The organism is Capnocytophaga leadbetteri (assembly GCF_003054025.1).
GTDB lineage: Bacteria > Bacteroidota > Bacteroidia > Flavobacteriales > Flavobacteriaceae > Capnocytophaga > Capnocytophaga leadbetteri.
On sequence record NZ_QBKG01000005.1, the window covers coordinates 1 to 25,073 of the forward strand.

Here is a 25,073-nt window from a genome sequence, read left to right on the forward strand (position 1 = left end):
ATCTTCTAAATCTTTAAATGATTCTGTAAAACAACTATCCATAATATCTTTTTGACAGCAAAGATACTAAGTTATTTTTAAATGCGAACGCCGTGTAATTTTATCAATTATTAATTGCTAATTGCTAATTGTTTTGTACCTTTGCAGTGAAAAACAAGAGAGAAATGAAAATACTTCACATGGACAAAAATCACCCTTTGATGCTCGCTCAACTCAGCGCACAAGGGTTTGAAAACCACGAAGACTACACCAGTACTAAGGCTGAAATAGAGGCTAAAATAGCTGATTATGATGGGATTATTATCCGCAGTAGATTTCCTATTGACAAGACATTTTTAGACAAGGCTACTCGCTTAAAATTTATAGGCAGAGTGGGTGCCGGTCTTGAGAATATAGACGTAGCTTATGCTGAAAGCAAGGGTATCAGCCTCATAGCTGCCCCTGAAGGCAACCGCAATGCCGTAGGTGAGCACGCTTTAGGAATGCTGTTATCACTACTAAACAAGCTGAAAAAAGCGAATAACGAAATCAAGAACGGCAAATGGTTGCGCGAGGAAAATCGCGGTTGGGAGTTAGACGGCAAAACGGTAGGTATTATAGGCTACGGAAATATGGGTAAGAGCTTTGCTAAAAAGCTACGAGGCTTTGACTGCCAAGTAATCTGCTATGATATACTGCCCAACAAAGGCGATGAAAACGCTCGCCAAGTAACTTTAGTAGATTTTTTCCGTCAGGCAGATGTGGTAAGTCTGCACACCCCACAAACACCGCAAACAGCAGGAATGATTAACGAAGCGTTCATAAACAGTTTTGCCAAAAGCTTTTGGTTTTTGAACACAGCACGCGGCAAGAGTGTCGTTACTGATGATTTGGTGCGCGCCTTACAAAGCGGCAAAGTATTAGGGGCTGGATTAGATGTGCTTGAATATGAAAAAGCCTCGTTTGAAGATTTTTTTAGCGATAAGCAGATGCCCGAAGCGTTTAAATACCTTTTGGAGGCTGACAATGTAATACTAACCCCCCATATAGCTGGTTGGACACTTGAAAGCAAGGAAAAACTGGCTCAGACGATTGTGGATAAGATAATTAGCAAATTTGAAAATTAGCAAATTTGGGAATTAGAAAATTTGGGAATTAGAAAATTAGAAAATTAGTGAATTATAATTGTGTGACTAACGACTAATATAATAGATTGTATGAAAAAGAATTATTTATTGATTGGGGTAGCGGCTCTGTTATTAGGAGGCTGTTGTGCTACCAAAACCTCTACCGCAGCACAAGCCCCCAAAGGCGAAAGCACGCTCATCGCTAACGGTAAGCTATGGTCTTCTTACTTTCAGCAAAATGCTGCTGAATACGAAGCTCTTTGTTTGCAAGCCTTTAATGTAGCTCAGCTGCGTTTAGACAAAGCTCTTGCTAAAAAAGGCGATAAACCACTGGCTGTCGTTACTGATATTGACGAGACTTTCTTAGACAACTCGCCTTTTGAAGCTTACTGTGCTAAAAAGGGTATTAGCTACTCGCAAGAGGCGTGGGAAGAATGGACGGTATTAGGCGATGCCAAACCGCTGGTAGGGGCGTTGGATTTCTTTAAATACGCTGACAGCAAAGGGGTGGCTATCTTCTACGTAACCAATCGTTTAGAGAAAGAGCGCGAAGGCACTGCTAAGAACTTACGCAAGTATAACTTCCCTTTCCCTTCTGATAGTAGACTGATACTCCGCACTGCTGAGAAAAGCAAAGAGAACCGTCGCCTACAGATAGCTAAGGATTACGACATCGTGCTGCTAATGGGGGATAACCTTTCTGACTTTGCTAAAGACTTCGACAGTCGTACTCCTGAAGGGCGCTCAGAGGCCGTACATAACAACCGCAACGAGTTTGGTAAACGCTTTATTATCCTACCTAACTACTCTTACGGCGATTGGGAAGGGGCTGCCTATGGCAATAAATACTCTATCCCTGCTGAACAAAAAGAATTGATTATTAAGAATAAGACGAAAGCGTTTAAGTAATTAGCAAATTTGGAAATTAGCAAATTAGTAAATGGCAAATCTTGCGAGAGTGAGGTTTGTCATTTTTTTTTGCAAATTATTATTTGGTGGTCGTGGTTTGTCTGGTATCTGCTGTATTTTTGCCGCAGAAATAATAAAAAACACCTTTTATGATGATTTTAGACAACTTTAGTGACAAGCTAAAAATAGCTTATGCTGATATACTAGAAGCTATGCTCTGCCAAGATACTCGTGAAGAAAAAGACTTCGATGAACAAAATCGTCTTACCGAACGCCGTTTGTACAACGATGAAAAGAAACTCCTCTTTAGAGAAATATATGATTATCAACGCAATTATGTGCATAAAAAACTATATCCTTATAGCGAGGAGATAGTACACCTTATCTATCCTATTTATACAGAAGAAAGGCAAAGAACCCTTTATCTGCCTATCAAAGAACGTATACTGAATTTAGGGTTTCAGCCTGAAGAAATCAGTAAAATAACTGTACGACTAAAAAACTACAACGAAAAAGGACAAAAACTACAAGAAACTTACAATTGGTGTAAGGGATTTTTTGCCCAAAAAGGCAGTATGGGAATAGATAATATCCGCTATGATGAAAGAAATAATCTCTATTCTAGTGAGGGTTTTAATGCTTATTGGAATGAAAAACGAAACATACTGCGCACAGTTGATTTGAATGGTCAGACCCTTATTGAATTAAGCTCTTGGGATGAGAACACTTTTAGTACAGTGGAGGTATATCATTACGATGATAACAAGAAACTTAGGCAGAAAATTATCACTAACCGAGAGGGTGTTTGCAATATTCTGAATTATACTCCTAACCCGCGAAAAAACAAAACAAAGGTAATAAAAATAGACCCCAAAGATCCTACTAAAAGTAAAAAAGAAGGGTATACACATACTCTTAAAAAAGGTACTCTCACCCAAATAGCTGAACATTATAATGATAACTTTGAAACTGTTAAACAACTTACTACTTTTAACGAGTATGATAAAGTAGTACATAGAATAAATACTACTTACACCGATAGACACAAAAAAAGTAGTGAGAAAATCAGTAGGTATATTTACAACGAGCAAGGTGTACTTACAAAGGAAATACACCTCAGCACCGATAGTTTTACTGAACTTGAAATTCTACTTTACAACACACAAGGGCAAAAAACAGAGCGTATCTATAGGCGTAAAAACTCAAACAGAGAAGTTTATACTTCAAAAAAGACTATTTATACTTACGATACGGAGGGAAAACTTTTATTAGAAAGCACTCCTACACACCTTACTCATCATTTTTACACCTTAACAGATGATTATGATGAACATTTGGAAATTACAGTAAAAACAAACTTATAAAATACTTAGTTATGACCTTAGCTTATTTTTCAGAAAAGCACAAAATAGCTTTTGCCGATGCTTTTGAGGCGATGACCTGCAATGTCCCTAGCAGTGCAAAAACTGACTACAAAGAGCCTGCTTTGGAAGAAAAAGATTTTGACGAAAACGGACGCCTATTAGAAAGACGCTTTGTACACTATGGGAGACCCAGATTAGTAGAACGCTATGACTACAACAAAGGGATAGTACATAAGTCATTCTATGAATTTGGTCGTGAGATTCTGGAATTTAGTTTGCCTTTATACCGTGAGCACGAATTGAGAGCTAAACATATCCCTATTAAAGAACGAGTACAAAACTTAGGATTTGCGCCTGAGCAGGTAACAGAAATTAGCCTTAAGATAAAAAGTACTGACAAAATTGGAGGTATGCAACAGAAAACTTGGCATAGTTGTGAAGGGTACTTTGAAAAAGCTCACAGAACAAGTATAGATAATATTACTTGTGATGAGAGAGATAATATATGTGCTATAGAAGAATATGTATCTTCTTGGGGAGAACAACGCATAGAGTATCGTACTTTTGACGCTCAAAATAACCAAATTTTTCAAGGACATTCTTGGGAAGAAGATACTTTAAGCTCTATAGAAGTATCATTATATGATAAACAAAACCGAGTGATACAACGTATAGATACCAATCGCTATGGAGGGTTTAGAGGTATAAAACATTACACTTATAAGGGGGATGAAGTGATTCGCACAAAAATATATCTCAATAATCCTAAAGAGATTGCCGAAGAGAGTCGCAAACTCATAGAAAAAAAAGGGGACAAAACTCACGAAACTATTTGTACTGAAGATGACCATAGAGGTAAAGAAGAAATTACTACCTTTGACCTTACTGGTAAAATCATAAAAAAAACAGAGACTAATTATTTAGTAAAATACAAAAATTGGATAGGAGAGAAAAAAGTACGAAGTGATGAAATAACAAATAAAACAGTTCAAGAATACACTTATAACGAAGCAGGAGTACTTGTAAAAGAAGTGAGTCGGTATGTTGATAAAGATAATGAAGATGTTTCTTGGTCTGATGGCTATTATAGTACAGAAATCATTCTCTACAATGAGCAAGGGCAAAAAGTAGAGCGCAATGAAAAACGAGAATATAAAAATAGTTGGGAGATTATAGGCAAACGCCCTAATCTCAAATTTGAAACAAAAGACAAAATATTCTTAGAACGCACTCTTTACTACTATGACTCTGAAGGTAACCTCACTCGTGAGGAACTGAAAAAATGGCGTGGTGATGAGGGTATTGAAACCGATGTTGAACTTCTTACTACACATCATTTTTACTTTAAAGAAGATGAATGTGAAGAACATTTAAAAATTATTGTAAAAGAAAATATTTAAACACCGTTTAAATCAAAATTAATTATTATATTTGCAGTGCAAAACAAAAACAAACCAATATGAGTAAATTCGTACCCGAATTAGAACAATGGGCAGCTGAAGTGATAGAGAAAATCACCCCTATTGCCGAACAAATTGATTTAGCTTACTACCCTCTACAAACAGAAGCTAAAATGAACCCCGAACTCTTGATTATTGGGTTAAACCCAGGATCAGAAGGAAAGTATGAAGAGCAAAGGAGAAATGATAAATGGGAATTCAAAGATGGTAAAATCACGATTGAACGCTTATTAAAGGGGAATCCTTTTATTGAGGAAAAAGAAGAATGGAAAATCTTTAGAGGTTTAAACAGAATTCCGTTTATCAAGCAAGCAGTAGATAGTAATAACTACTGTTTTATGAATTATGTGTACTTTGGCACTTCTGTTTTTGAAAAAATCAAGAAACATCCTGAAGCAATACAAATATGTAAAGAACTTACTAAGAAGTTTATTGAGATTATCAATCCTAAACATATTATTGTTTTGGGCTTAGAAGGTATGGAAAGTATTTCTAAAATTGAAAAAACACTACTAAAAGGTAAAACTAAACGACTGCTTGTGCAAGGAGGAGATTTGTTTGGGAAACAAGTACTTGCCATTTCTCACCCCTCTTATGCCGTGTCAGCAGCAGAATACGAAGCTATTGACACAAACATAAAAGAGTTTTATGAAGGTAAGCCCCTCAAACCTTTTACTTTCAAACCTAATGTAAAAGCTTCTGATGTTAATATTGAAAAGATAAACAAAATTTTGGCTGGAAAATTAGAGTTTACTCTATGGAAAAATAAGGAAAACATTTATGCAGCTCAATGTAAGGGAGTTGGCAATGATGTTTTAGACTTCAGAATCGACCTAAATCAGAATGAAAAATATCTTTCTTTCCGTTCTTTAGAACACCCTAAAAAGTTAGAAAACACAGAGGTGTACAAAAATACCTTTAAAGAACCATTTAGCATTGAAGTAAACGCTTGGTTTGTAGAAAAATTCTTAAACAACTACCCACAAGACCAAGCTATTGAGCAAGAAATTGCTGATGACCTCCTCTCTCTTCTTAATGCTATTAAAGCACAGCAATAACCTATCACTTACCAACTTTACAAGGCGCGATTCTAAAAATCGTGCCTTTTTTTATTTAAATTGATATTTTTTATTTTGCAGGACGTAGTTTGTCCACTATTCATAATACCTTTGCCAAAAAATAAAAATAAACCCAAAGAATATGAATATGACATTAGATAACTTTACTCCTATCCAAAAACTTATCTTTGCTGATGCTTTTATGGCAATCATTTGTGATAATTACTATCAAGAAGAAAAAGACTTTGATAGTGAAAGTCGCCTCAGCGAACGGCGTTTTGTATATCCTGATGGCAAACTGAAAGTACGCGAAGCTTACGACTACAAGCGATCACGCGTTACCAAGTTTTTCTTTGAAAATAATGAAGAACTCCTTCGCCTTACGGTGCCTCTCTATACCGATGATGAGCAGCGCACTATGTTTACCCCTCTCAAAGAAAGGGTACAGCAATTAGGTTTTTCATTAGAGAATATTGAAAGACTGTCACTTTCTCAACAGTGTAACGACCCTAAAAACCTAACCGAACAAAAAGTTTTGATAGATAAATCTTCAATTTATGGAGAATCTTTTGATATTGAAAACACTACTTATAACAAGGAAGGATGGGCTATTTGGCGAGAGAAATACAATTCTTATTACCCTGAAAAAAGCAAAGGGCGTTATGTATTTGAATATACTGGAAAAAAAATAATGGAAAAAATATTTTATGATATATGTGATCCTTCAGTAAAGTTTTTTAGTTATGATGCAGAAGATAGGTTGGTACAAGAAGGAAATTTGTACTACGAATACTACCACAAGAACAAAGCTAATTGTATCAGAATGTATCCTGAGAAACCGAGAAAATACAGCGAAATAGGTTACTTACATACTCAAAAGAAAGACACTTTTACTGAAACCACCAAATGTATTACTGAATTTGGGAAAACTGAAAAAATAGTCTCTACTCTTAACCAAAATCATCAGTTGGTTAGAAAAGTGGAAACTACCTATTGCAATTACGGAAAAAACAAAAAGAGATACAGACCTCGCAAGAAAGATATTATCAGAGAAACTATAGAACAGAACACCTATAACGTTGCAGGCTTATTAGTAAAACGAGAATATATTTCTTTTGACGATGATATACCTCAAATAGATAGTTATAGTGTTGAAACTTTTAACTATAATGAGCAAGGACAAAAAGTAGAACACAATAAAAAAACTAAGTATAAAAATGGTTTTGAACCTAAATACAAAATATTTTTAGAGCAAACCCTTTACTACTACGACTCTGAGGGGAACCTCACTCGTGAGGAACTGAAAAAATGGTGTGCTGATGAGGGTATTGAAACCAATGTTGAACACTTTACTACTCACCATTTTTACGTTGAAAATGATGAATACAAAGAACATTTAAAAGTTACTGTAAAAAAATGATAACCTTAGACAACTTTACCGATACCCAAAAACTTATCTTTGCTGATGCTTTTGAGACAATGACTTGTGGCAACCTCACTCGTGACCGTCAATATACTACTGAAGAAGAAAAATATTTCGATAGTGAGGGTCGCCTTAGTGAACGCCGCTTTGTATATCCTAACAACAAATATATAAAATTGCGTGAAGTATACGACTACGAACACTCGTATATAAACTGTTCTTTCTATGAACTTAGCGAAGAAATTCTCAATTTTATTCTTCCCTTCTACACCGATGAAGAAAAGCGTACTATATTCACCCCCATTAAAGAAAGGGTATTGCAATTAGGCTTTCCCCCTGAGCAAATTGAGAAAATTGTATTCCACCAAAAATGTGATGACAAAAAGAGCCTTACTTCACAAGAAGTTTGGACAGGTTGTGAAGGATTCTTTACTAAAGGAGATAGAACTTGTTTAGAATGCTTTACTTATGACGAAAAGGGGAAAAAACTTTTCATAGAAGAGTACGATTATGCTTGGGGCGAAAAAAGATTTAGACGCTATACTTTCGACTACAATGGCAATACAATTATGAAAAGAGAGTCTTGGGTTACTGATAGGTTGCTAACTATAGAAGAAATTTCTATTTATGATGATAAGAATAAACTATTGGAGAAAAACGGAGTACACTATCAATACAACCGAGAGAATGTTACTTTATTAACATTCCCAGGCCCTCGAACTTTTATTCCAAAAGGCTATATTCGTACTATAAGAAAGGATAATTATACAGAAACAATTGAGCATTACCCAGATGGACGTAGGGTCGAAGAGACGATCTCTACTTTCGACCATAAAAAAGATTAGTAAAAAAAGTAAAACGTACCTATTATGAAAATTGGGAGAAAATCAGAAAAGGAAAGTATGCCCTCAAAAAAGAGGAACAATGTGAATGGACAGAAGAATACACTTATAATGAAGCAGGAGTACTTGTAAAAGAAGTGAGTCGGTATGTTGATAAAGATAATGAAAAATTTCCCTGGTCTGATGGCTATTATAGTACAGAAATCATTCTCTACAATGAACAAGGGCAAAAAGTAGAGCGCAATGAAAAACGAGAATATAAAAATAGTTTCGAGGTTATAGGCGAACGCCCTAATCTCAAATTTGAAAAAAAAGACAAAATATTCTTAGAACGCACTCTTTACTACTACGACTCTGAGGGGAACCTCACTCGTGAGGAACTCAAAAAATGGCGTGCTGATGAGGGGATTGAAACCGATGTTGAACTTCTTACTACTCACCATTTTTACGTTAAAGATGATGAATACGAAGAGCATTTAAAAGTTACTGTAAAAGAAATTGTTTAAACACCGTTTAAATAATTTTTATTTCTTAACTTTGTCCTTTATTTAACTAAAAAAATGAAAATACAATACTGTTCAGACTTACACCTCGAATTTGAAGATAATTTAAACTTCTTAAGCAACTGCCCTATAAAGCGGGTGGGTGATATTCTTATTATCGCTGGCGACCTTGTGCCTTTTGCAAATCTCTCTAAAGCACTCTATAAAAGTGAAATAGCTGACCTCTGCAAGGGTTTTGAAAAGGTATTTTGGTTGCCTGGCAACCACGAGTATTACCTCTATACGCACCACTATGAGAGCAGTCGCTGTGAGCAGCCCTTGAAAGAAGTGCCTAACCTCTACTTGGTAGATAACTATAGCGAGCGTATAGGCAACACTCAGCTGATACTTAGCACGATGTGGAGCCATATCAGCAAAAAGAACGAAAAAGCTATAAAGTACGGAATGAATGATTTCCGCTATATTACTGTGCTAAACCCTGCTAAAGGAGGTGAGATAGATTCTTTGGAAATAGCTGATTTTAACTATTTTAACAAAGAAGCGGTGCGTTTCTTGAAGAAAGAAGTAAAAAAAGCGGCTAAAGCCAAGCAAGCTGGCGAGATAGAGCGTATATTGGTCGCCACCCATTACGTACCCACCAAAGAGCATTACCCCGAAATATACGCCGACAGTCCTCTAAATGAAGCCTTTGCGCAAGACCTGACCGATTTTATCGTCTCAAACCCTATAGATTATTGGATTTACGGGCATCACCATTTTAACCAACCCGACTTTAAGGTAGGTAGCACCCATCTACTCACCAACCAATTAGGCTACGTAATGCGAGATGAACACGAAGGGTTTGACTGGGAACGATGGGTGGAGGTGTGAAAAAATGAAAAAAAGTTAATATTGTATTAAAAAAAGTTATATATTTGCAGCGCTAATATAATCATATAAAGTATTTTTATGAAACCAAATATTTTTGACATCGCCACTAAAGAACTTAGTCAGGATGCTTTTATCACTTGGCTATTGGCTTTTGCTGATAATGATAATCAGCAATACGATAAGGAATTAAACCTATGTGCAAAAGAATTTGTTTCTATGCTCATAAAAAAACAAATTCCAAATTTTAATGACCCGATACTTACAGTTGAAGCGGAGCGTCAATGGAAAAACATTGATATACGAGCAAAAGTAAATGGTAAATATCTTATCATAATAGAGGATAAAACCATTAGTTCAGAACATTCTAATCAATTAGAACGTTATAAGGAAATAGCAGAAAAATGGTGTTCAGAAAACAAATATGAAACACCTATTTGTATTTACCTTAAAACAGGAAATGAAAGTTTGAGTATTTTTAATGCAATAAAAGATAAAAGATAAAGGATACGCTATCTTTGACAGGACTGACTTCATAACTTTACTTAATAGTCATAAAGATATTAAAAACAATATTTTTATTGATTTTTACGAACGTATGACTAACTTAGAAAAGTTAAGTACTGACTTTGAACATAAGCCTTTAGACGAATGGAATGGCAATGATTGGCAAGGCTTTTTCAAGCTTATCGAAACTAAAATCTATATACAAAAATGGCATTATGTAAACAATCCAAATGGAGGTTTTTGGAATGCCATTCTTAATTGGGAGTATTGGGGAGACTATCCCGTATACATACAACTTGAAGAAGGGAAATTGTGCTTTAAATTATCTACAGACCCTGACGATATTGATTTGCCTGATAATTTTGACAGAGCAAACACTCGTAATGAGCTTTACAATTTAATTATTGAGAAAGCAAACGCTTTAGGATTAGACGAAATTAGAAAACCTGATAGATTTGGTAATGGTAAGTATATGACAGTTGCTATTGTTGATAAAGAGAACTGGTTGGCTAATGAAAAAGGGTTTGTAAATGCTCAAAAAGTAGTTGAAAATCTAACTAAATATCTAAATTTCTTACGAGAAGAAATTCTAAAATAATATCTATCAACCCCTCCCCACTCCTAAAAAAGTGGGGAGTTTTTTTGTAGAAAAAAATATAGTCGGTCATATTTTGTCCATTTTATTTTATATCTTTGCAGTGTAATTTTTAAAGTAATACAATGAATCTTTACTTAGACGACCTCCGTACTACTCCTGAGGGGTTTGAGCGGGTGTATAGTTACGAGGAATTTGTAGCTTATCTTCAGCATTATGGGTTGCCTGATTTTATCTCGTTTGACCACGATTTGGGCGAGGAGTTTTCGGGCTATGATTGTGCCAAATATTTGGTGGATTATTGTTTAGACCGTCAGTTGCCTTTGCCCGAGTTTGTAGTGCACAGTCAAAACCCTGTAGGTAAGGCAAATATAGAACAACTATTAGCAAATTTTAAAAAGAATATAGAATTTTAATAAATAAAACTATGGCTAAAAAAGAACAATTATTGCGATTAGTGCATATCGTAAAAGCTCTTGAAAAGGCTCCTGAAGAAGGACTTAGCTATCAGGAACTATACGACTACCTAAAACAAAAGCACGAGGATAAAGATTGCGAGAAGTTTAGCTTCTCAGAGAAAACTTTTCAGCGGGATAGGCATCTGTTAGAAGATATTTTTATGATTTATATTGCGCCTAATGGTAAGGGGCGATGGGTGATTGAAGAAAGCGAACTGACGAATCGGTATGCTATTTTTGACAATATCTTATTGGTAGATGCTTACCGTCGCACTAAAGAGATGCAAGAGGTGCTACTATTTGAACGACAAGAGAAAACGCTGGGCTTAAACCATATTGAAGACATTATTGAGGCTATAGAAAAACATCGTACTGTGCGGTTTTTCTACACCAAATTTTGGGAAGGGGTAGCTCGCCTGCGTGAGATGGTGCCTTATGCCTTAAAGGAACACAACAGGCGTTGGTATCTCATTGCCGCTGAGCACAAAGAGCCTTTGCAGTTTAAGGCTTTTGGCTTAGACCGTATTTCTCAATTGGAGGTTACAATTACTAAAGTACAACGCAAAAAGGTGAATATAGAAGCTCTCTTTAAAAATACTTATGGGGTAATGATTGATATGGGAACACCTCCGCAAGAGATCATTTTATCGTTTGACTACGAGCAGGGGCAATACATCAAAACACTACCATTGCACCCCTCGCAAAAGCTATTAGAGGACAATGAGGATGAGGTGCGTATCAGCTTGCTGCTCGTCCCTACTTACAATTTTGTGATGGAGATATGCGCCCGCAGTCAGTATGTGAAAGTGCTTGCTCCTGCTACATTGGCTGAAGAGGTAAGAGAACATCTAAAAAAAGCATATGAACAGTATTTGTAAAATTTAGTCATTTGTAATTTGTCATTTGTAATTATTTTGTATCTTTGCAAAAAAGCTATTTTAAAAAGTAAAACTACAAAAAATAATATAATTAACTCAAACAAAGGGGATTACTTTTTTTGATAGGAAGATAAGAGAAGACAGAGACTTAGATGATTTGGACAGGTTTTTCCAAAATTAGGTTTCTAAATCATTACCTAATATCTTGAAAAATATTTTTTATTAACAGGTTATATTTCAGTGTTTTACACCTTTTTTCATCTTGTATAGTAACTTAATAAGAAGTACTTTCGCAAATTAAAAAATTAGAGTATGGAAAAAGTAAAACGCTCAACTTTTAAGGTATTGTTCTACCTTAAAAAGAACGCCCCAAAGAAGAACGGTAAGGTTGCTATTATGGGGCGTATTACCATTGACAATCAGGTAGCTCAGTTCAGTACCAAACTTGAAATCCTTCCACAGAAATGGGATTTGAAGTACGGAAGGGTAATAGGTAAAACAGAAGAAGCTACCCAACTCAACCACAAGTTAGAAGAAATTCGCTCACGTATCATTACTCATTACGAAGAGCTGATGAAGTACGAGGGGGTGGTTACTGCACAAAAACTAAAAACTACTTTTTTGGGTATAGGAGTAGTAGAAGATTCCTTACTAAAAGTCTATGAGAAGTTCAAAGAAGATTTTGCCTTGATGGTAGAAAAAGGTGTTAGAAGTTGGAGAACACTCAATAAATACAAAAATGCATACACTCATTTGAGTGAGTTTATCCAATATAAATATCGCAAAAGCGATATCTCTTTCAAAGAATTAACAGAAGACTTTATCAATGAGTTCGACTTCTATCTTAGAGTCAATAAAGCTCTTGCGCAGAACACCATTTGGGTATACATGATGCCCCTTTGCAAAATGGTAGAAATAGCCATAGACAAAGGCATCATCCATCGCAATCCATTTAAGAACTACACTAACTCTATGGAAGAGAAAGACAGAGGTTATTTACTTAGAGAGGAAGTAGAAGCCCTTCTGCAATATCACCCTAAGAGTGCTTCTGTTGAATTAGTACGAGACCTATTTGTTTTTAGTTGCTTTACAGGTTTTTCGTATATTGACATCAAACAACTCAAGAAAAGTCATTTACAATCGTTCTTTGACGGCAACAAATGGCTTATCAAACGTCGTCAGAAATCCGATGTACCCTGTAATGTACGTCTATTGGATATAGCCGAGAAAATTATTGAAAAATATGAGGGTACAACTCGTACTGAGGCATTGTTTCCTACACCCTCCAATGCTAATTGCAACCTTCTAATCAAAAAGATGATGAAAGATTGTAATATCATTCGTGAAAAACCTATCTCCTTTCACTGGGCACGCCATACCTTTGGTACTTTGTTCTTAACAGAAGGAGTCCCCTTGGAAAGTGTTAGCAAGATGATGGGACATAAGAATATCAAAACCACCCAGATTTATGCTAAAATCACCAATGAGAAAATCAGCAAGGATATGGAAATTGCTGCCGAACGATTAAAAAACTTAAAAATAGGATAACTAACAAATTCCTTCTTAGAATTAAAATCCATTGATAACATTTCAAAAAGAGATGTGTCGATGGATTTTTTTGTTGCCTTACAGAAAGCTATTAGAAGAGAAAAAGACTTCAACAAATAAGGAAAAGGGTATTCGTTTGCCACAAATAGAAATACGTCATTAAGACTTACCTATTTTCCCTGTTTTAAACACTTAAGGCACGTAATGGCGGTTCGTTGTTCGAGTGCAAAGGTATTTCTGTGTTATTAACGCTTCTTGCAAGGTCAAGCCCGATGGGTTTTCAAAAAAATCTCCAGCCCTTGTCCGTTGTCCTGCGGGTAGTATTTTTTTTAAAAACCTTGCAGAAGCTAAACACAGACCTTTTATGGCACTCGAAACGAAACCAGCTCATTCCGACCTTTAAGCGAATAAAAAAAATGTCAAATATGAGAAAAATGCCGCTTCTTACAGATTGTTTTTTGAAACGAATACCGCTTTTCCTCCCATTGTCGAATAAAAAATTTCAAAAAGACAACCTAAAAGCCGAAAATCGTGCGTATCGTGTCTAAACAAGCCGTAAAGCCGTATAAAACTCCTAAAATGCAACAAGATGAAAAAAGAACCCTGTATCGCAACTAAATTCGTGTCTCACGAAATAAGCCCCTTAGAACATCTGAAAGACTGCCAAGTCTATCAGCTCCGTGTAAAGCTCAATAGCGGTGAGAAACTCACCCGAATAGAAAAAAATTGGATTACCCAAGCGGTCAATAGTAACTGCTTTTTCAGAAATGCTATCCCCTTATTGGGCTACCGATTTGACTTTTCCGATATACTGAGAAAGTTCATTGTAAAGCAGTATAATACTTGGTATGAATACTATGCTATCGACCGCACCAGCCTCCGTGCCTATCTTTATGGGCACATAGACCAAATAGTAGAAATTTAGTAACCTAATAACAAATAGAACGCTTATGAATATCGTAGGAAGACTTACCGAAAATGCACAAGTGCAAACCCTATCAAATGGCAAACAAGTCGTTAATTTCTCTGTAGCAGTGAACGACAACTACCGAAACAAAGCAGGTGAAAACGTACAGCAAACCTCCTTTTTTGACTGTGCTTATTGGCTCAGTACGGGGGTTGCTCCATACCTTACCAAAGGCACATTGGTTGAATTGGAAGGACGAGTATCGGCACGAGCGTGGCTCAATCGTGAGGGAGAACCTCAAGCAGGCTTGAACTTTCACACCTCCAAAATTAAATTCCACTTTAGCAAGAAAGCAGAAGTAACACCTAATATCTCTGCAAGTGAGACAAATAACGTAAATGCTATAACACCTTTGCCAAAGCCCCAAGTCACAACAGGGCAAGTCGTAGAGGAAGACGAGGACGATTTGCCTTTCTAAATGTATAACCCTTTAAAATTGAACAGAAAATGAATATCAGCAAAACACCTACAACACACCTATTGGTGCGTGCCTATACCAATAGCGAATGGGATAGTTGCGACTTTGCCCTTATCACCCTTACCGAGCAATGGCTTGAGAAAGTGAAAAAAATAGCCCAACAAGTATCTACCCTAAAGAGCGACCCCAATTTTGTAAACCTTAGTTTCTATGAGGCAAGAACCGACTTTTATACCCTCAGCGATGAGGAACAACCCGACTTGTCCCTCTTGGAAGAACGCACTTGGGCTTTTGTGGAACTCACTGAGGAGGAATTAGCCTCTTTCAATACGCCTGAAAGCCGTTTGGATATTTACCGAAGCGTATTTACTCGATACGATGATTTCTATATAAAAGCCTATGGAAAATACTCCTCCGATGAGTATTGGACGGACGACATCCGTTTTGAAGAACTTTTTAAAACCTTTGAAAAATGATAATAACAGACCTCAATGGCGCACCTATAGAGGTAACCGACCTTGATAAAGCCTTAGCGCAAGCCGATAGCTTTAGAAGGTATAAGCATACTGACAATACCCACAAGGCGTTAGACAAGAGGCTAAAAGCCTATTGGCAGGACTTATATATTAAACTAAAGCAACTCAAAGAAGCCCAAAACTCAACCCTTAATAAAACCTAACAGCCTATGGAAAGCGTTTACTTAGTCTATAAAACCGATAGCTGGCACTATATGAGTAGCCGTGTCCTTATGCAAGTATGCATAAGCAAGAACAAAGCAATCGAAATGATAAAAGCCTATTGCAAGCGGTACAAGCTAGCCTTTACCCAAGACGACCTAACCAACTTGCAATGGTACGACCAAACCCAATGTAGCAAAAGAAGCATTGAGTTTGAGATAGAACCCCAAGAAGTAGTTTAACCTAAAAAAGAGTATCTCAATGAAAACACTCAAACAGCCCTTAGCAACCGACACCCAAGCCCTGTCCTATATAGGGATAATCATCCGAACTTTTGAGCCACTGCACTTTATGAACCTTAGTGACCAAGACCGAGAGGCAACCCTCAAAGCCCGACAAACCTTAGAAGCTATCGTAAAGGCAAACGGCTACACAGTGAGTTATCGCACTGAAAACACTATTAAAAAAGTCCCTTAAAAGATAAGGATATAAAAACAGAAGTATCAATTTAAAAACGAAGTATCCAATGGAAACCCATTTTTTCAATCAAATTGCTCAGTTAGCCATACAAGGCAAACTGCACTTAGTCATAACCCAAGAAGCAAATAGCCAGCTTGTTGTATCGGTATTGCTTGAGAATGAACAATGTTCAGACCCTGCCAAGCACCTTTTGCCTCCCTTAGTACTTAGAGGCACTGCCGAAGAATTAGATGCAGGCTTTTTTCAAAGCATCACCCAACCTTTAGAAGAAACCTCCTCTCTGTTTGTGAATATGGAGCAGTACATCGAGGCACAAAAGCAAGCCCAAAGGCAATCAGCTATGGAGAAAGAAAAAGCCGAGAAACAACAAAAGAAATACGATGAGGCTATGAAAAAAGTAGCTGATTTAGAAGCGCAGGGCAAGTACCGAGAAGCGTGGTCAAAACTACCTCCTCCCGATGAGTTCCCTAACTATGCCGATAAAATCCGCAAAAAAAGGTCAGAACTATCCACACACTTTGCCCCTACCTTGTTTGAAGAATAAGTATTAACCCCTAAAAAAAGTATTGTTATGCTCATAGCTACCCAACTGAAAAGAATGTTTGTCTTTGAAGAAAACCGACAAACTATCCACCTTGCCGACCCTAATCCATCGTGGTCAGTAGAGCAAGTCAAGAATTTTTACAGCACCCATTACCCCCTGCTCACCAATGCCAAAGCAGGCACACCTTATGTAGAGGGAGACAGCGTTGTCTATCCCCTACAAATCACAATGGGTACAAAAGGCTAAATCTCTACTAATTCTAAAGCTATGAGCCTTGTAAAACAGCTTAAAACAAGGCTTATAGCTAAAATTACAAACATTATCAAAAACTAAAAACAACCTAAAAATGTATGCAACAGCAATCCCAACAAAACCTCGCACCCATACAAAGCGAAGCACAGAGAGAACTCTACCACAAATTAAGAGAGTTTTCCAAAGCAGTCCAACGCTCCAAAGACCGCTCACAGATACGTCAAGAACAGCAACAAGTAGCCCCGAAAACTCTTTTGCCAATGGTTTTCTAAAAACGACCTTCCCTCCTAAAGTGTATCATTCAAGCAAGCACATTATTTTTAGTGGAGAGGAGCAAGCACAACTAAAAACCACTCTCAAGTGTTCCCTTGCTCAAATGGCAGACCATTACGGCTTTACTCCCTTTCCCATAGAGCAGTACGACCTTTCTTGCGGGATTGCCTTAGCCCTTTCTTACAGCCAAGAGCAAATCAAAAAGAGAGATACCAAAGGTACTTTCTGTGAACTAAAAGTATTGAAAGCCCCCAATAGCGATGCTTTTTTCTCTTGCGAAGAACGTTTTTATTTGCCTAACGAAGTGTTTTTTGTCCCTCTGCAACCGCTTTATAGACTTCTGAAAGTACATAAAAACAAACCACTTTATGAACTATTTTTATCGGTATATGCCTACCTAAACCAACGTGCTTTTATAGCAAACTATGTACAAGAAGATTGTTTTGTGGCTTATGCCTATGAAATGTTGCAGGATTGTATTAGCCAAGACTATGAAGAAATAGCAGAAAGAGACCACCTCCTGCACCTTTTAAAACAGGCACAACAAATAGGTGCTATTCTTTCCAAAAAGATACGTAACCCTTGCCATTTAGACTTTTTTCAAAGGCGTATAAACCGCTTTATTCCTAAGAATGATTTAGAAGCCGAATGCCTTGCCCTCTCACAAGCCTTTTATACCTTGTGGCAGGATTTTCCTAACCACTCTATCTATACCCATTTGCACAGAGCAGAGGGCTATGAGCAAGGTGAAGAGGAACTTTTTGAAGTAGAGAAATACCTATCTTTTGTCTATGAAGACCAAAGTGACCTATTCCATACCTATCTTTTAGATTGGCTCAATGGAGAATACTCCCAATGCAGTGAGATAGAACTCCCTACCATTTACAAACATTTCAACAGCACAACACCCCCTGCTAACTTTGATTTTGAACAGCGTTTCTTTCCTCTCTTAACCAAACTTATAACCCTTTTAAACCGCATTTAAAATGAAATACACAGACCTCACCCCAGAAGTAGGGGAAGTATATCGCCCTACATCGGCACTTGTTTTTTACGAAGACAGTAACCGCTACAACCCACAGAGTTATGTAGAGTACTTACACCTTGATAGCAATGGTAACCCTACAAGCGCACAACCGCTTACCCTCGACCAAGCGCAAGCACTTGCCAAAACGCTCACCTGCCAAAAAGAGCAAGCACAAGTCTTTTTAGTCCCCAAAGGTATTATTCCTCGCAGGGTGCTCCATCTATCCCATAAAGGTGAGGGGCAGGCTGTTTGGTACTCTAAAGCACAAAAAAAGCAGTTGTTTTTTGCCTCCTCCCTCGCTATAGAAAGCAAAGAAGTAAATCTACCTCCTCTGTTGTGGAAAGCTACCCCCAAGAGCCTTTGGATATATGCCTTAGTCAAAAACCAAAAGCCACACCTTAATACACCTCTGTGCTATGCGCCTTTTTTCAACGTCTATGAAAATGGCAATGTGTGTATGGGGTCAGTGCAGGTAAATGAGCGTAAAGCCTCTTGCTTAGAAGACTTTATCACCCAATGGGAAGATTATTTTTTCAATAGCTATTTTTCTCATCAATTAGGCTCATATCCTATAACCAAAATACCCTTAATAACCCTTTGGCAGGAATTCACTCAAAGTAATAAGCCTTTTCCTTGCGAACTGCTCAATCCCAATCATCTCACCTTACAACAAATCCTATAACAATGAAACAGCCCCTAAACACCTCAAACACCCTCAACCCTTTCAATACCTCTGTCCAAACACACAAAGAGCGGGTACATTTTACTGATACAGCTTTGCTCAACGCTACCAATCCTATTAAAGTACATCTAATAGGAGCAGGAGGCACAGGCTCGCAAGTAGCCACTGCTTTAGCACGTATTAACCACGCTTTGGTTGCTTTAGGACACGCAGGGTTATCGGTAACCCTTTGGGACAATGACTTTGTAAGCCCTGCCAATCTCGGCAGACAACTCTTTTCAGCTTGTGAGTTAGGAATGTACAAATCCACTGCTCTAATAAGCCGTATCAATCGCTTTTTTGGTACAGATTGGAGAGCGCAAACACAGCTATTCAGCACTGAGACCTTTCCCTCTGAAGAAGAAACAATGAGAGGAAGCATTTACCTTTCGTGTGTAGATAGTGCAAAGGCACGCTTTGACATTGGGGAAGTACTCACTTATTTAGAACGAGCTCACCACTACCACAACAACCCTAAGTATTGGTTAGATTTTGGCAACAGCACCCATTCAGGGCAAGTGATTTTAGGTACTTTACAAGCCATTGAGCAACCTCATAGTGATACCTTTATCCCTATAGACACCCTGCCTACTATTACCCAAGCCTTTGGAGAACTATTAACGCAATCCGAGCATAATGACAATACCCCAAGTTGCTCCCTTGCCGAAGCCTTAACCAAGCAAGATTTGTTCATTAACGCCACTCTCTCACAAATGGGAAGCACCCTACTTTGGAACTTGTTCAGAGAAGGACTCACTCCTTACAGAGGCTTTTTCCTCAACCTCAAAGATTTTCGTACACAACCCTTATTGGTTTAATTCTTAATAAAAACACCTCTTAGAGTATTTCTAAGAGGTGTTTTTATAACTGCTTGTCAGTGCTATTAATTGCCTGTCGTGGCTCACGACCTTCTTTTCTTTGAGAAAGAAAAGAAGCAAAAGAAAGACCTTACAGATAGATTTTTTGTTAGTTTAGGATAAAGAGAAATCTTATAAGATAGCTATTAAAGATAAAAAGAGGAGCTATTTCTTATAGTTAGCCTCCAAAATCTTTAGAATATCACTTTGTTTAAAGAGAATTTTACCACCAATTTGGATATAAGGAAATAGCCCATCATCACGGTATTGCTGTAGGGTTCTTTTGGTGATATGTAGCAGCTCACAGACCTCCTTCCCTGATAGAAATACCTCGCCGTCAAATACTGGACGGAAGTTTTTAAGGATAAAGTCCATTTGCTGTTTAAGGTTTTCAAGCTGACTTAGGTAAGAGCTTAGTTCCTGGTGTGTCTCTGTGAGTAAGTTCATCGGGTTTGAAGGTTAGAGGTTAAAAGCTGTTCTACATCACTACGCTTAAAATAGTTCTTGCGGTGGATGCACGAGAAAGGCAAGAGTTTTTGGTCTTTGTAATACTGCAAGGCACGCTTACTAATGCCCAAAAGCAGACAAACCTCCTGAGAGTCCAACCACTTTTCTTTTTGCCAAATCCCTTTATAAGTATCCATTACCACTTGCAGAGAATTGTTGAGTTGCTGTACATCTTTTTGTATCTGTTCAAAAACAGATTTTTCTATAACTACTACTTCCATTTGCATTATTTTGCGCAAAGGTAAAACAAAACAAGCCCACTTTTAGAAGTAGGCTTGTTTTGGAAGAGAAAGGAGGATTTTGGCTTTTAATCTTCACTTTTTACTAACAAATCATAATTTGAAAGATCTTTGTAGATAATAGATAATTCTCTATTAAGCTGTGTTATGTATTCCACAGAAATATGGTGATATAAGTCTTCTTTATCATCATCAAGAGTAAAATTAAATTCTCCATTCTTTAATTCTTTTAACAAAACATTAAAAGCAGATTTAATGTTATTAGGATTATCTTCTGTTAAAACTATATGCTGTGGATTGCCATTTATGTCTAACACTAAGATAGTTCGTTTCTCTTCTCTTTTAATTGTTGCTTGTTTAATTTCCATATCTAATTTCCGTAAATTTTTCCTCTTTCTCCGAAAGCATTTCTGCCTCCTTCTAGTGTTTTCATGCTAATCTCTTTCCAGTCCATTTCTTCTCTTGAACCATATATACATTTTAATTTATTTGTAAAAGGATTACCTACCATAGTAAAATACTGTCCTCCTTCATGTAGTCTATAAATAGAATTATAAGGAAGAGTTCTTACAGCTATATTTGCATCATGAGTAGCTATAATTACTTTTTTTCCCAGTAAGGCTTTTTCTTGTATTAGAGGAACTATAACATCATTGATATAATCATTCCCTAAACTCTTTTCTGGTTCATCTATTAAATATATATCTTTTTCTTCTGAAAGTTCTTTATGAAGAAGAATCATTGACGATTCTCCTGTTGAAGGAGTGTAATTTTCACCTTTTAATATAAAATGTCTATTCTTTAAAAGTAAATCATTCAAACTTCTTATATTCTCAATACCTTCTATTTCATTAAGTGAACTTATTTTAGAAAACAAATCATTTGTATAAATGTTTCTTTGGATATTATAAATATTCTTTGCAAAATCTTTTTGGGGATTTTTTTTTATATCTTGTATAGGTGTGTAACTACTATCATTTATAGTGCCATTTTGAATTTTTAAGTTTGTTTGGCAATATAAGTCTCCTTTTTCTCCTAAACTACCAATATATTCTATTTTTGGTTTTATCTGAATAGAAATATTTCTAATTATGATATTTGTGGAATACTCTATTTTTATCCTATTTCTTGCATATTCAAGAAATCCTGTAGAAGTTGGTTTTTGAGGAATACCTGTCTTTTTAGAAATTTCTGTTAAAAACACTGTAATTATTTGATTCAGGAGAGTAATATTTTTGTATTTAAAATATTGACTTTCCATATTATTTCTTAACTGAAGTATTATACTTTCTATATTTTGAACAAAAGCATCTAACAAATTTCTGTCAATATATTTTTCTAAGGAAAAATTCTCTATAGCATATTTCTTAATATTTTTGAAATAGTCCAAAAAACCAAAAATTTCTTCTATGCTCCCTTCTGCTTCCTTCGTGTCTTGTATTTCAATATTTCTTATTTTTAAATTCTGTGATATTCTATTAGTTTCTTGAAAAGAATAATGCTGCATATATTTTGCTAAACTTGTTACTTCTTTCTCAGACACTTCTTTTAAGAATTTAATTTCATTCTCACAATCTTCTATCCCAAATTCTTCTACTTTACAAGAAATCTTATTGCCTTTAATATCAAATACATCATCTAAATGATTGTTGTTAGATTTATAAACAGATGTTTTATGACCTTTTTCATTAAAATACTTTGATAAGGCGTCTAATATCTCTGTTTTTCCAGTTCCTTTTGAACCGAAAATGATATTTATATCATTATATATATCTAAAGAGATTAATTCTGCAACATTAAAAGGATTAATTTGTATATTTTCCTTTATTTTCTTATTTAAAATTGTATTAATTGTAGATTCATCTTTTTCAAGAAGTAAACAAAATTGTTCAAAAGATTCAACGGGTAACCTTAAATCAGGAAGGTTGACAGAGTCTTTGATATAATTATCCCAATTCTGAACATCAGAACCATAAATGGAATTGTGTCCATGACTTATGTATATCCCTGCTGAAATAGAATTTGTAGCTTCTTTCAAAACACGTTTCTTATTAGAAATTAATTCCTGTAATTTGTTAATCTCTTCATCTCCTAAATTAGGTTTTTTAGCAAAATAATGGGCTATATATATACAATCCAATGAGTCAAAATTATCAACAACATCTTGAATGGATATAGCAAATGTATCAGGGTTTTGTCCTTTCAAAATATTAGATAGAATATGATCAAATTTTTCATAGTTATTAGGATTGCAAATGACTATTAAATGAGCTCTTTTATTATTTTCAAATACATCAAGCTCTATTCCTGGCCATATTTGACAATGCTCTTTAACTCCCTCTGAAAAACTTAAGAACTGCTGCTTGTCAAAATGGTTATGATTTGTTATAGCTAAAATTTTTACTTCGGTACTTTTTATAATTTCAATAAACTTTTCTGTTTGTATATTTCTTGTCTCAGCGTCTCCTTGTTTTATTTTTTTTGTATGAGTATGTATATCTATCTTCATTTTTCAACTAGTATAAATTTAGGCAAAAATACAAAAAAAATTATTGTGTACAAATATTTGCAAGAAAAAAATCCCGAATTAACGGGATTTTTCTTTTTACTCTTTTTTCACATTAAACTCAAAATCCAGTTTTTGTTCATTGCCGAAGGAGTCGCTTATCCAAATGGAGAAAGACTGGTTAGCTTCTGAAGCAGAAGTGTAGTAAAGCCTAAACGCTCCTTTGGAGGCAAGTGGATAAACATCATTGGCAAACAGAGCTTCTCCTTGTGGAGAGGTACGCAAACTACCTTTTCCCTCATACTGAAAGTAACGAATAAAATAGCGGTTCTCATCGTACTGGTAAGGAGAGCGCAACTCACAACGTATTTCTACGGTATCGGTTTTACCTATGTTTTTAGGCACAGGCAATACCTTTACCTCAAAAGGAAAATTTTGTTGTACGTCCAACTCTTTTTTACAAGAGGTGAATAGGCTCACACATAGCATTGCGATGAGTCCTATTACAATTTTCTGATTTATTTTCTTCATCGTATTGTCTTTTTAAAGGTTAAAACATATAACGCAGTCCTACAGTAGCACAGGGGCGCAGTAGCTCAAAGGAACTTCCCCATAGAGCTGCTACCTTGCCAGAGCAAAGCACTAAAAAATGATCACTTAGGTAAGTCTCTACCTGCAAACCTACTTGTGCACCATAGAGAAAATTATTTTCATTCTTTAGCAAAGCCCCATCAGGAAGGAGGCTTTTGCTGTGATTGACTACCTCATAGCCCAAAAGAGCTTCTGCTCCTAAGTTCAAAGCTACCGTTTTACTGCTGTCACTGACTAAGGCAAAGCTATAACCTCCTGCACCTATATACCTCTCAACGGGTATATTCAGACTCTTGTAAGGGTATAATCGCCTTTGATATTCAAGAGCAAAATGCTTGTAGTTACCCCTTTTAGCATTGATACTATAGCCCAACTGCACCCCAAAATCATCAGAAAAGGAGGAGGTAAAAGCCTCTGCGGGTGCGACCCAAGAGAGCGAGATACCTTTTTGCTTGGGTAACAATCGCTGTGCTTGGGCAATGGAGCCTCCTAAAAAGCACAGACAAATACAAGTGATAATTCTTAGCATTGGCATTAGAATTTAAGGTTAAACTGTTCAATAGGGCGAGCGGCTATAATCTCCTCGTTGGTGATGAGGAACGATTGGTAGCGAGAGCCGTTTTTTTCAAAGATTTCTACCCGCAAAACCTTGTCATCAGAGAGGGTGAGTTGGTCTAACATATACACCGAGCGGGCTTCTTTATGAGCCTTTAGTAGCGATATAGGTTGGTATACACGCAAGGGCTCAACAGGCACTTCTTGTACAATGCTCTTTTTGGTGGTCTTCTTATCAATGATTTTAAAAGTGATAAAATCTACTTCAAAAGGCAGGTTAGAACGATTGGACAATTGTACGTCTACATAGAGTTTGCTATTGTGTACATAGATACCTTTTAGTAGCCATTGTATACCTGCATTCTCCGAACCTATATGCTTGATGTAATTCTTCTTCTGATGGTAGATAGACGACATAATAATCTGTGCTACCGCAGGTGATTCCCAGCCTGTGTCAGAAAAGAGAATATCCGATTTCACATTGTTGCCTTGGGGCATTCCTCTACCAAAATCAATGGTAAGAGGTTGTGGTGTGGTGTGATAACTCACCTCAAAGCTATAAAAGCCTCCGTCTTGAGTGATAACCGATAGGTTGGTGCTATCGGTAAAGTCTGTTTTAGCTGCCTTTACCCTTAGTACATTCTCGGCATCTTTCACCTTGTCGGCTACTAAGTTTTCACTGCCTAAATCCACATAGCGGATAGAAGCAGGAAAGATAAGATGGGTTGTTTGATCATAAGCCACCTGCAAAGGATAAGGCACTACCTTTCCTGATTGTGCTAAAAGTTCCTTTTTCTCAGTACTGAGAGCTGTGTTTTCCTTTGCCTCATTCTGGGCTTGCACGGTAACAGTAAGCATTGTTACCGATAATAATAAGTGTAATTTACGCATAAATAAAATGATATTAAGTGTGTTTAATAGGTTGAAAAATAAATAATTGT

General features: G+C 36.5%; 32 protein-coding genes. 25 read left to right on the plus strand and 7 right to left on the minus strand.

Annotated elements, in window-relative coordinates:
- The first annotated feature begins 164 nt into the window (after positions 1–164).
- The 25 genes from C8P65_RS05755 to C8P65_RS05875 all read left to right on the plus strand — a co-directional run bounded on the left by C8P65_RS05755 (position 165) and on the right by C8P65_RS05875 (position 19,695).
- A complete protein-coding gene (locus C8P65_RS05755) occupies positions 165–1,106 on the plus strand; it encodes a 2-hydroxyacid dehydrogenase (RefSeq protein ID WP_107781990.1) in 942 nt (313 codons plus the stop codon).
- A gap of 90 nt (positions 1,107–1,196) precedes the next feature.
- A complete protein-coding gene (locus C8P65_RS05760) occupies positions 1,197–2,015 on the plus strand; it encodes a 5'-nucleotidase, lipoprotein e(P4) family (RefSeq protein WP_107781991.1) in 819 nt (272 codons plus the stop codon).
- A gap of 149 nt (positions 2,016–2,164) precedes the next feature.
- Positions 2,165–3,379, plus strand: a complete 1,215-nt coding sequence (locus tag C8P65_RS05765; protein WP_107781992.1) for a hypothetical protein — start codon at positions 2,165–2,167, stop codon at positions 3,377–3,379.
- 11 nt (positions 3,380–3,390) lie between these two features.
- Entirely contained in the window at positions 3,391–4,779 is a 1,389-nt protein-coding gene (locus C8P65_RS05770; protein ID WP_107781993.1) for a hypothetical protein, read from the plus strand.
- Positions 4,780–4,838: 59 nt separating this feature from the next.
- The gene (locus C8P65_RS05775; RefSeq protein ID WP_107781994.1) at positions 4,839–5,897 is read left to right on the plus strand and encodes a uracil-DNA glycosylase family protein; all 1,059 of its coding nucleotides are present in this window, start codon (positions 4,839–4,841) and stop codon (positions 5,895–5,897) included.
- A gap of 142 nt (positions 5,898–6,039) precedes the next feature.
- Positions 6,040–7,317 carry a hypothetical protein gene (locus C8P65_RS05780; RefSeq protein WP_107781995.1) on the plus strand — a complete coding sequence of 426 codons (1,278 nt, stop codon included), beginning with the start codon at positions 6,040–6,042 and terminating at the stop codon, positions 7,315–7,317.
- The gene (locus C8P65_RS05785) at positions 7,314–8,165 is read left to right on the plus strand and encodes a hypothetical protein (RefSeq protein WP_107781996.1); all 852 of its coding nucleotides are present in this window, start codon (positions 7,314–7,316) and stop codon (positions 8,163–8,165) included. The genes C8P65_RS05780 and C8P65_RS05785 overlap by 4 nt, the downstream gene beginning before the upstream one ends.
- Before the next feature lie 134 nt (positions 8,166–8,299).
- Entirely contained in the window at positions 8,300–8,668 is a 369-nt protein-coding gene (locus C8P65_RS05790; RefSeq protein ID WP_107781997.1) for a hypothetical protein, read from the plus strand.
- Between the two features lie 54 nt (positions 8,669–8,722).
- A complete protein-coding gene (locus C8P65_RS05795) occupies positions 8,723–9,535 on the plus strand; it encodes a metallophosphoesterase (protein WP_107781998.1) in 813 nt (270 codons plus the stop codon).
- A 78-nt stretch (positions 9,536–9,613) separates the two neighbouring features.
- A complete protein-coding gene (locus C8P65_RS12240) occupies positions 9,614–10,036 on the plus strand; it encodes a PD-(D/E)XK nuclease family protein (protein ID WP_245887341.1) in 423 nt (140 codons plus the stop codon).
- Between the two features lie 94 nt (positions 10,037–10,130).
- A complete protein-coding gene (locus C8P65_RS12245; protein ID WP_245887343.1) occupies positions 10,131–10,637 on the plus strand; it encodes a hypothetical protein in 507 nt (168 codons plus the stop codon).
- Positions 10,638–10,759: 122 nt separating this feature from the next.
- On the plus strand, positions 10,760–11,050 hold the full coding sequence (locus tag C8P65_RS05805; RefSeq protein ID WP_107781999.1) for a cyclic-phosphate processing receiver domain-containing protein: 291 nt from the start codon (positions 10,760–10,762) through the stop codon (positions 11,048–11,050).
- Between the two features lie 11 nt (positions 11,051–11,061).
- Positions 11,062–11,970, plus strand: coding sequence for a helix-turn-helix transcriptional regulator (locus C8P65_RS05810; RefSeq protein WP_107782000.1), 909 nt, complete (start codon positions 11,062–11,064; stop codon positions 11,968–11,970).
- 312 nt (positions 11,971–12,282) lie between these two features.
- Positions 12,283–13,518, plus strand: coding sequence for a site-specific integrase (locus C8P65_RS05815; RefSeq protein ID WP_107782001.1), 1,236 nt, complete (start codon positions 12,283–12,285; stop codon positions 13,516–13,518).
- A 589-nt stretch (positions 13,519–14,107) separates the two neighbouring features.
- Complete coding sequence (locus C8P65_RS05825) at positions 14,108–14,443, plus strand: molybdenum ABC transporter ATP-binding protein (protein WP_107782003.1); 336 nt, start codon at positions 14,108–14,110, stop codon at positions 14,441–14,443.
- Positions 14,444–14,468: 25 nt separating this feature from the next.
- Positions 14,469–14,903, plus strand: a complete 435-nt coding sequence (locus C8P65_RS05830) for a single-stranded DNA-binding protein (protein WP_107782004.1) — start codon at positions 14,469–14,471, stop codon at positions 14,901–14,903.
- A gap of 29 nt (positions 14,904–14,932) precedes the next feature.
- Positions 14,933–15,379, plus strand: a complete 447-nt coding sequence (locus C8P65_RS05835) for a hypothetical protein (protein ID WP_107782005.1) — start codon at positions 14,933–14,935, stop codon at positions 15,377–15,379.
- Complete coding sequence (locus C8P65_RS05840) at positions 15,376–15,582, plus strand: hypothetical protein (protein ID WP_107782006.1); 207 nt, start codon at positions 15,376–15,378, stop codon at positions 15,580–15,582. The genes C8P65_RS05835 and C8P65_RS05840 overlap by 4 nt, the downstream gene beginning before the upstream one ends.
- Before the next feature lie 6 nt (positions 15,583–15,588).
- Positions 15,589–15,822: a hypothetical protein gene (locus tag C8P65_RS05845; RefSeq protein ID WP_107782007.1), complete on the plus strand. Its 234-nt coding sequence runs from the start codon at positions 15,589–15,591 to the stop codon at positions 15,820–15,822.
- A gap of 19 nt (positions 15,823–15,841) precedes the next feature.
- Positions 15,842–16,057 (plus strand): hypothetical protein, encoded by a 216-nt coding sequence (locus tag C8P65_RS05850; protein ID WP_107782008.1) that lies wholly within the window; start codon positions 15,842–15,844, stop codon positions 16,055–16,057.
- Positions 16,058–16,106: 49 nt separating this feature from the next.
- Positions 16,107–16,604 (plus strand): PRTRC system protein E, encoded by a 498-nt coding sequence (locus C8P65_RS05855; RefSeq protein ID WP_002672163.1) that lies wholly within the window; start codon positions 16,107–16,109, stop codon positions 16,602–16,604.
- A 27-nt stretch (positions 16,605–16,631) separates the two neighbouring features.
- A complete protein-coding gene (locus C8P65_RS05860) occupies positions 16,632–16,850 on the plus strand; it encodes a PRTRC system protein C (RefSeq protein ID WP_009744763.1) in 219 nt (72 codons plus the stop codon).
- Between the two features lie 100 nt (positions 16,851–16,950).
- The gene (locus C8P65_RS05865; RefSeq protein ID WP_107782009.1) at positions 16,951–18,114 is read left to right on the plus strand and encodes a hypothetical protein; all 1,164 of its coding nucleotides are present in this window, start codon (positions 16,951–16,953) and stop codon (positions 18,112–18,114) included.
- Between the two features lies 1 nt (position 18,115).
- On the plus strand, positions 18,116–18,838 hold the full coding sequence (locus tag C8P65_RS05870; RefSeq protein WP_107782010.1) for a PRTRC system protein B: 723 nt from the start codon (positions 18,116–18,118) through the stop codon (positions 18,836–18,838).
- A 2-nt stretch (positions 18,839–18,840) separates the two neighbouring features.
- The gene (locus tag C8P65_RS05875; RefSeq protein WP_107782011.1) at positions 18,841–19,695 is read left to right on the plus strand and encodes a PRTRC system ThiF family protein; all 855 of its coding nucleotides are present in this window, start codon (positions 18,841–18,843) and stop codon (positions 19,693–19,695) included.
- Positions 19,696–19,899: 204 nt separating this feature from the next.
- Here C8P65_RS05875 and C8P65_RS05880 read toward each other — a convergent pair whose 3' ends face one another.
- From C8P65_RS05880 to traN, 7 genes are all read right to left on the minus strand, one after another.
- Complete coding sequence (locus C8P65_RS05880) at positions 19,900–20,181, minus strand: helix-turn-helix domain-containing protein (protein WP_009750747.1); 282 nt, start codon at positions 20,179–20,181, stop codon at positions 19,900–19,902.
- On the minus strand, positions 20,178–20,462 hold the full coding sequence (locus C8P65_RS05885; protein WP_016419923.1) for a helix-turn-helix domain-containing protein: 285 nt from the start codon (positions 20,460–20,462) through the stop codon (positions 20,178–20,180). Before C8P65_RS05885 ends, C8P65_RS05880 begins: the two co-directional genes overlap by 4 nt.
- Before the next feature lie 86 nt (positions 20,463–20,548).
- Positions 20,549–20,848, minus strand: coding sequence for a hypothetical protein (locus C8P65_RS05890; RefSeq protein ID WP_107782012.1), 300 nt, complete (start codon positions 20,846–20,848; stop codon positions 20,549–20,551).
- Positions 20,849–20,850: 2 nt separating this feature from the next.
- Positions 20,851–22,989 (minus strand): PHP domain-containing protein, encoded by a 2,139-nt coding sequence (locus C8P65_RS05895; protein ID WP_107782013.1) that lies wholly within the window; start codon positions 22,987–22,989, stop codon positions 20,851–20,853.
- A 96-nt stretch (positions 22,990–23,085) separates the two neighbouring features.
- A complete protein-coding gene (locus C8P65_RS05900) occupies positions 23,086–23,517 on the minus strand; it encodes a TraQ conjugal transfer family protein (RefSeq protein WP_107782014.1) in 432 nt (143 codons plus the stop codon).
- A gap of 19 nt (positions 23,518–23,536) precedes the next feature.
- Positions 23,537–24,106 (minus strand): conjugal transfer protein TraO, encoded by a 570-nt coding sequence (locus tag C8P65_RS05905; RefSeq protein ID WP_245887344.1) that lies wholly within the window; start codon positions 24,104–24,106, stop codon positions 23,537–23,539.
- A 5-nt stretch (positions 24,107–24,111) separates the two neighbouring features.
- Positions 24,112–25,023, minus strand: coding sequence for a conjugative transposon protein TraN (traN, locus tag C8P65_RS05910; RefSeq protein ID WP_106098286.1), 912 nt, complete (start codon positions 25,021–25,023; stop codon positions 24,112–24,114).
- Positions 25,024–25,073 lie beyond the last annotated feature (50 nt).

Coding starts and splice junctions, on each gene's coding strand:
- C8P65_RS05755 (WP_107781990.1), top strand. CDS start 165: ATGAAAATACTTCACATGGACAAAAATCACCCTTTGATGCTCGCTCAA.
- C8P65_RS05760 (WP_107781991.1), top strand. CDS start 1,197: ATGAAAAAGAATTATTTATTGATTGGGGTAGCGGCTCTGTTATTAGGA.
- C8P65_RS05765 (WP_107781992.1), top strand. CDS start 2,165: ATGATGATTTTAGACAACTTTAGTGACAAGCTAAAAATAGCTTATGCT.
- C8P65_RS05770 (WP_107781993.1), top strand. CDS start 3,391: ATGACCTTAGCTTATTTTTCAGAAAAGCACAAAATAGCTTTTGCCGAT.
- C8P65_RS05775 (WP_107781994.1), top strand. CDS start 4,839: ATGAGTAAATTCGTACCCGAATTAGAACAATGGGCAGCTGAAGTGATA.
- C8P65_RS05780 (WP_107781995.1), top strand. CDS start 6,040: ATGAATATGACATTAGATAACTTTACTCCTATCCAAAAACTTATCTTT.
- C8P65_RS05785 (WP_107781996.1), top strand. CDS start 7,314: ATGATAACCTTAGACAACTTTACCGATACCCAAAAACTTATCTTTGCT.
- C8P65_RS05795 (WP_107781998.1), top strand. CDS start 8,723: ATGAAAATACAATACTGTTCAGACTTACACCTCGAATTTGAAGATAAT.
- C8P65_RS12240 (WP_245887341.1), top strand. CDS start 9,614: ATGAAACCAAATATTTTTGACATCGCCACTAAAGAACTTAGTCAGGAT.
- C8P65_RS12245 (WP_245887343.1), top strand. CDS start 10,131: ATGACTAACTTAGAAAAGTTAAGTACTGACTTTGAACATAAGCCTTTA.
- C8P65_RS05805 (WP_107781999.1), top strand. CDS start 10,760: ATGAATCTTTACTTAGACGACCTCCGTACTACTCCTGAGGGGTTTGAG.
- C8P65_RS05810 (WP_107782000.1), top strand. CDS start 11,062: ATGGCTAAAAAAGAACAATTATTGCGATTAGTGCATATCGTAAAAGCT.
- C8P65_RS05815 (WP_107782001.1), top strand. CDS start 12,283: ATGGAAAAAGTAAAACGCTCAACTTTTAAGGTATTGTTCTACCTTAAA.
- C8P65_RS05825 (WP_107782003.1), top strand. CDS start 14,108: ATGAAAAAAGAACCCTGTATCGCAACTAAATTCGTGTCTCACGAAATA.
- C8P65_RS05830 (WP_107782004.1), top strand. CDS start 14,469: ATGAATATCGTAGGAAGACTTACCGAAAATGCACAAGTGCAAACCCTA.
- C8P65_RS05835 (WP_107782005.1), top strand. CDS start 14,933: ATGAATATCAGCAAAACACCTACAACACACCTATTGGTGCGTGCCTAT.
- C8P65_RS05840 (WP_107782006.1), top strand. CDS start 15,376: ATGATAATAACAGACCTCAATGGCGCACCTATAGAGGTAACCGACCTT.
- C8P65_RS05845 (WP_107782007.1), top strand. CDS start 15,589: ATGGAAAGCGTTTACTTAGTCTATAAAACCGATAGCTGGCACTATATG.
- C8P65_RS05850 (WP_107782008.1), top strand. CDS start 15,842: ATGAAAACACTCAAACAGCCCTTAGCAACCGACACCCAAGCCCTGTCC.
- C8P65_RS05855 (WP_002672163.1), top strand. CDS start 16,107: ATGGAAACCCATTTTTTCAATCAAATTGCTCAGTTAGCCATACAAGGC.
- C8P65_RS05860 (WP_009744763.1), top strand. CDS start 16,632: ATGCTCATAGCTACCCAACTGAAAAGAATGTTTGTCTTTGAAGAAAAC.
- C8P65_RS05865 (WP_107782009.1), top strand. CDS start 16,951: ATGTATGCAACAGCAATCCCAACAAAACCTCGCACCCATACAAAGCGA.
- C8P65_RS05870 (WP_107782010.1), top strand. CDS start 18,116: ATGAAATACACAGACCTCACCCCAGAAGTAGGGGAAGTATATCGCCCT.
- C8P65_RS05875 (WP_107782011.1), top strand. CDS start 18,841: ATGAAACAGCCCCTAAACACCTCAAACACCCTCAACCCTTTCAATACC.
- C8P65_RS05880 (WP_009750747.1), bottom strand. CDS start 20,181: ATGAACTTACTCACAGAGACACACCAGGAACTAAGCTCTTACCTAAGT.
- C8P65_RS05885 (WP_016419923.1), bottom strand. CDS start 20,462: ATGGAAGTAGTAGTTATAGAAAAATCTGTTTTTGAACAGATACAAAAA.
- C8P65_RS05890 (WP_107782012.1), bottom strand. CDS start 20,848: ATGGAAATTAAACAAGCAACAATTAAAAGAGAAGAGAAACGAACTATC.
- C8P65_RS05895 (WP_107782013.1), bottom strand. CDS start 22,989: ATGAAGATAGATATACATACTCATACAAAAAAAATAAAACAAGGAGAC.
- C8P65_RS05900 (WP_107782014.1), bottom strand. CDS start 23,517: ATGAAGAAAATAAATCAGAAAATTGTAATAGGACTCATCGCAATGCTA.
- C8P65_RS05905 (WP_245887344.1), bottom strand. CDS start 24,106: ATGCTAAGAATTATCACTTGTATTTGTCTGTGCTTTTTAGGAGGCTCC.
- traN (WP_106098286.1), bottom strand. CDS start 25,023: ATGCGTAAATTACACTTATTATTATCGGTAACAATGCTTACTGTTACC.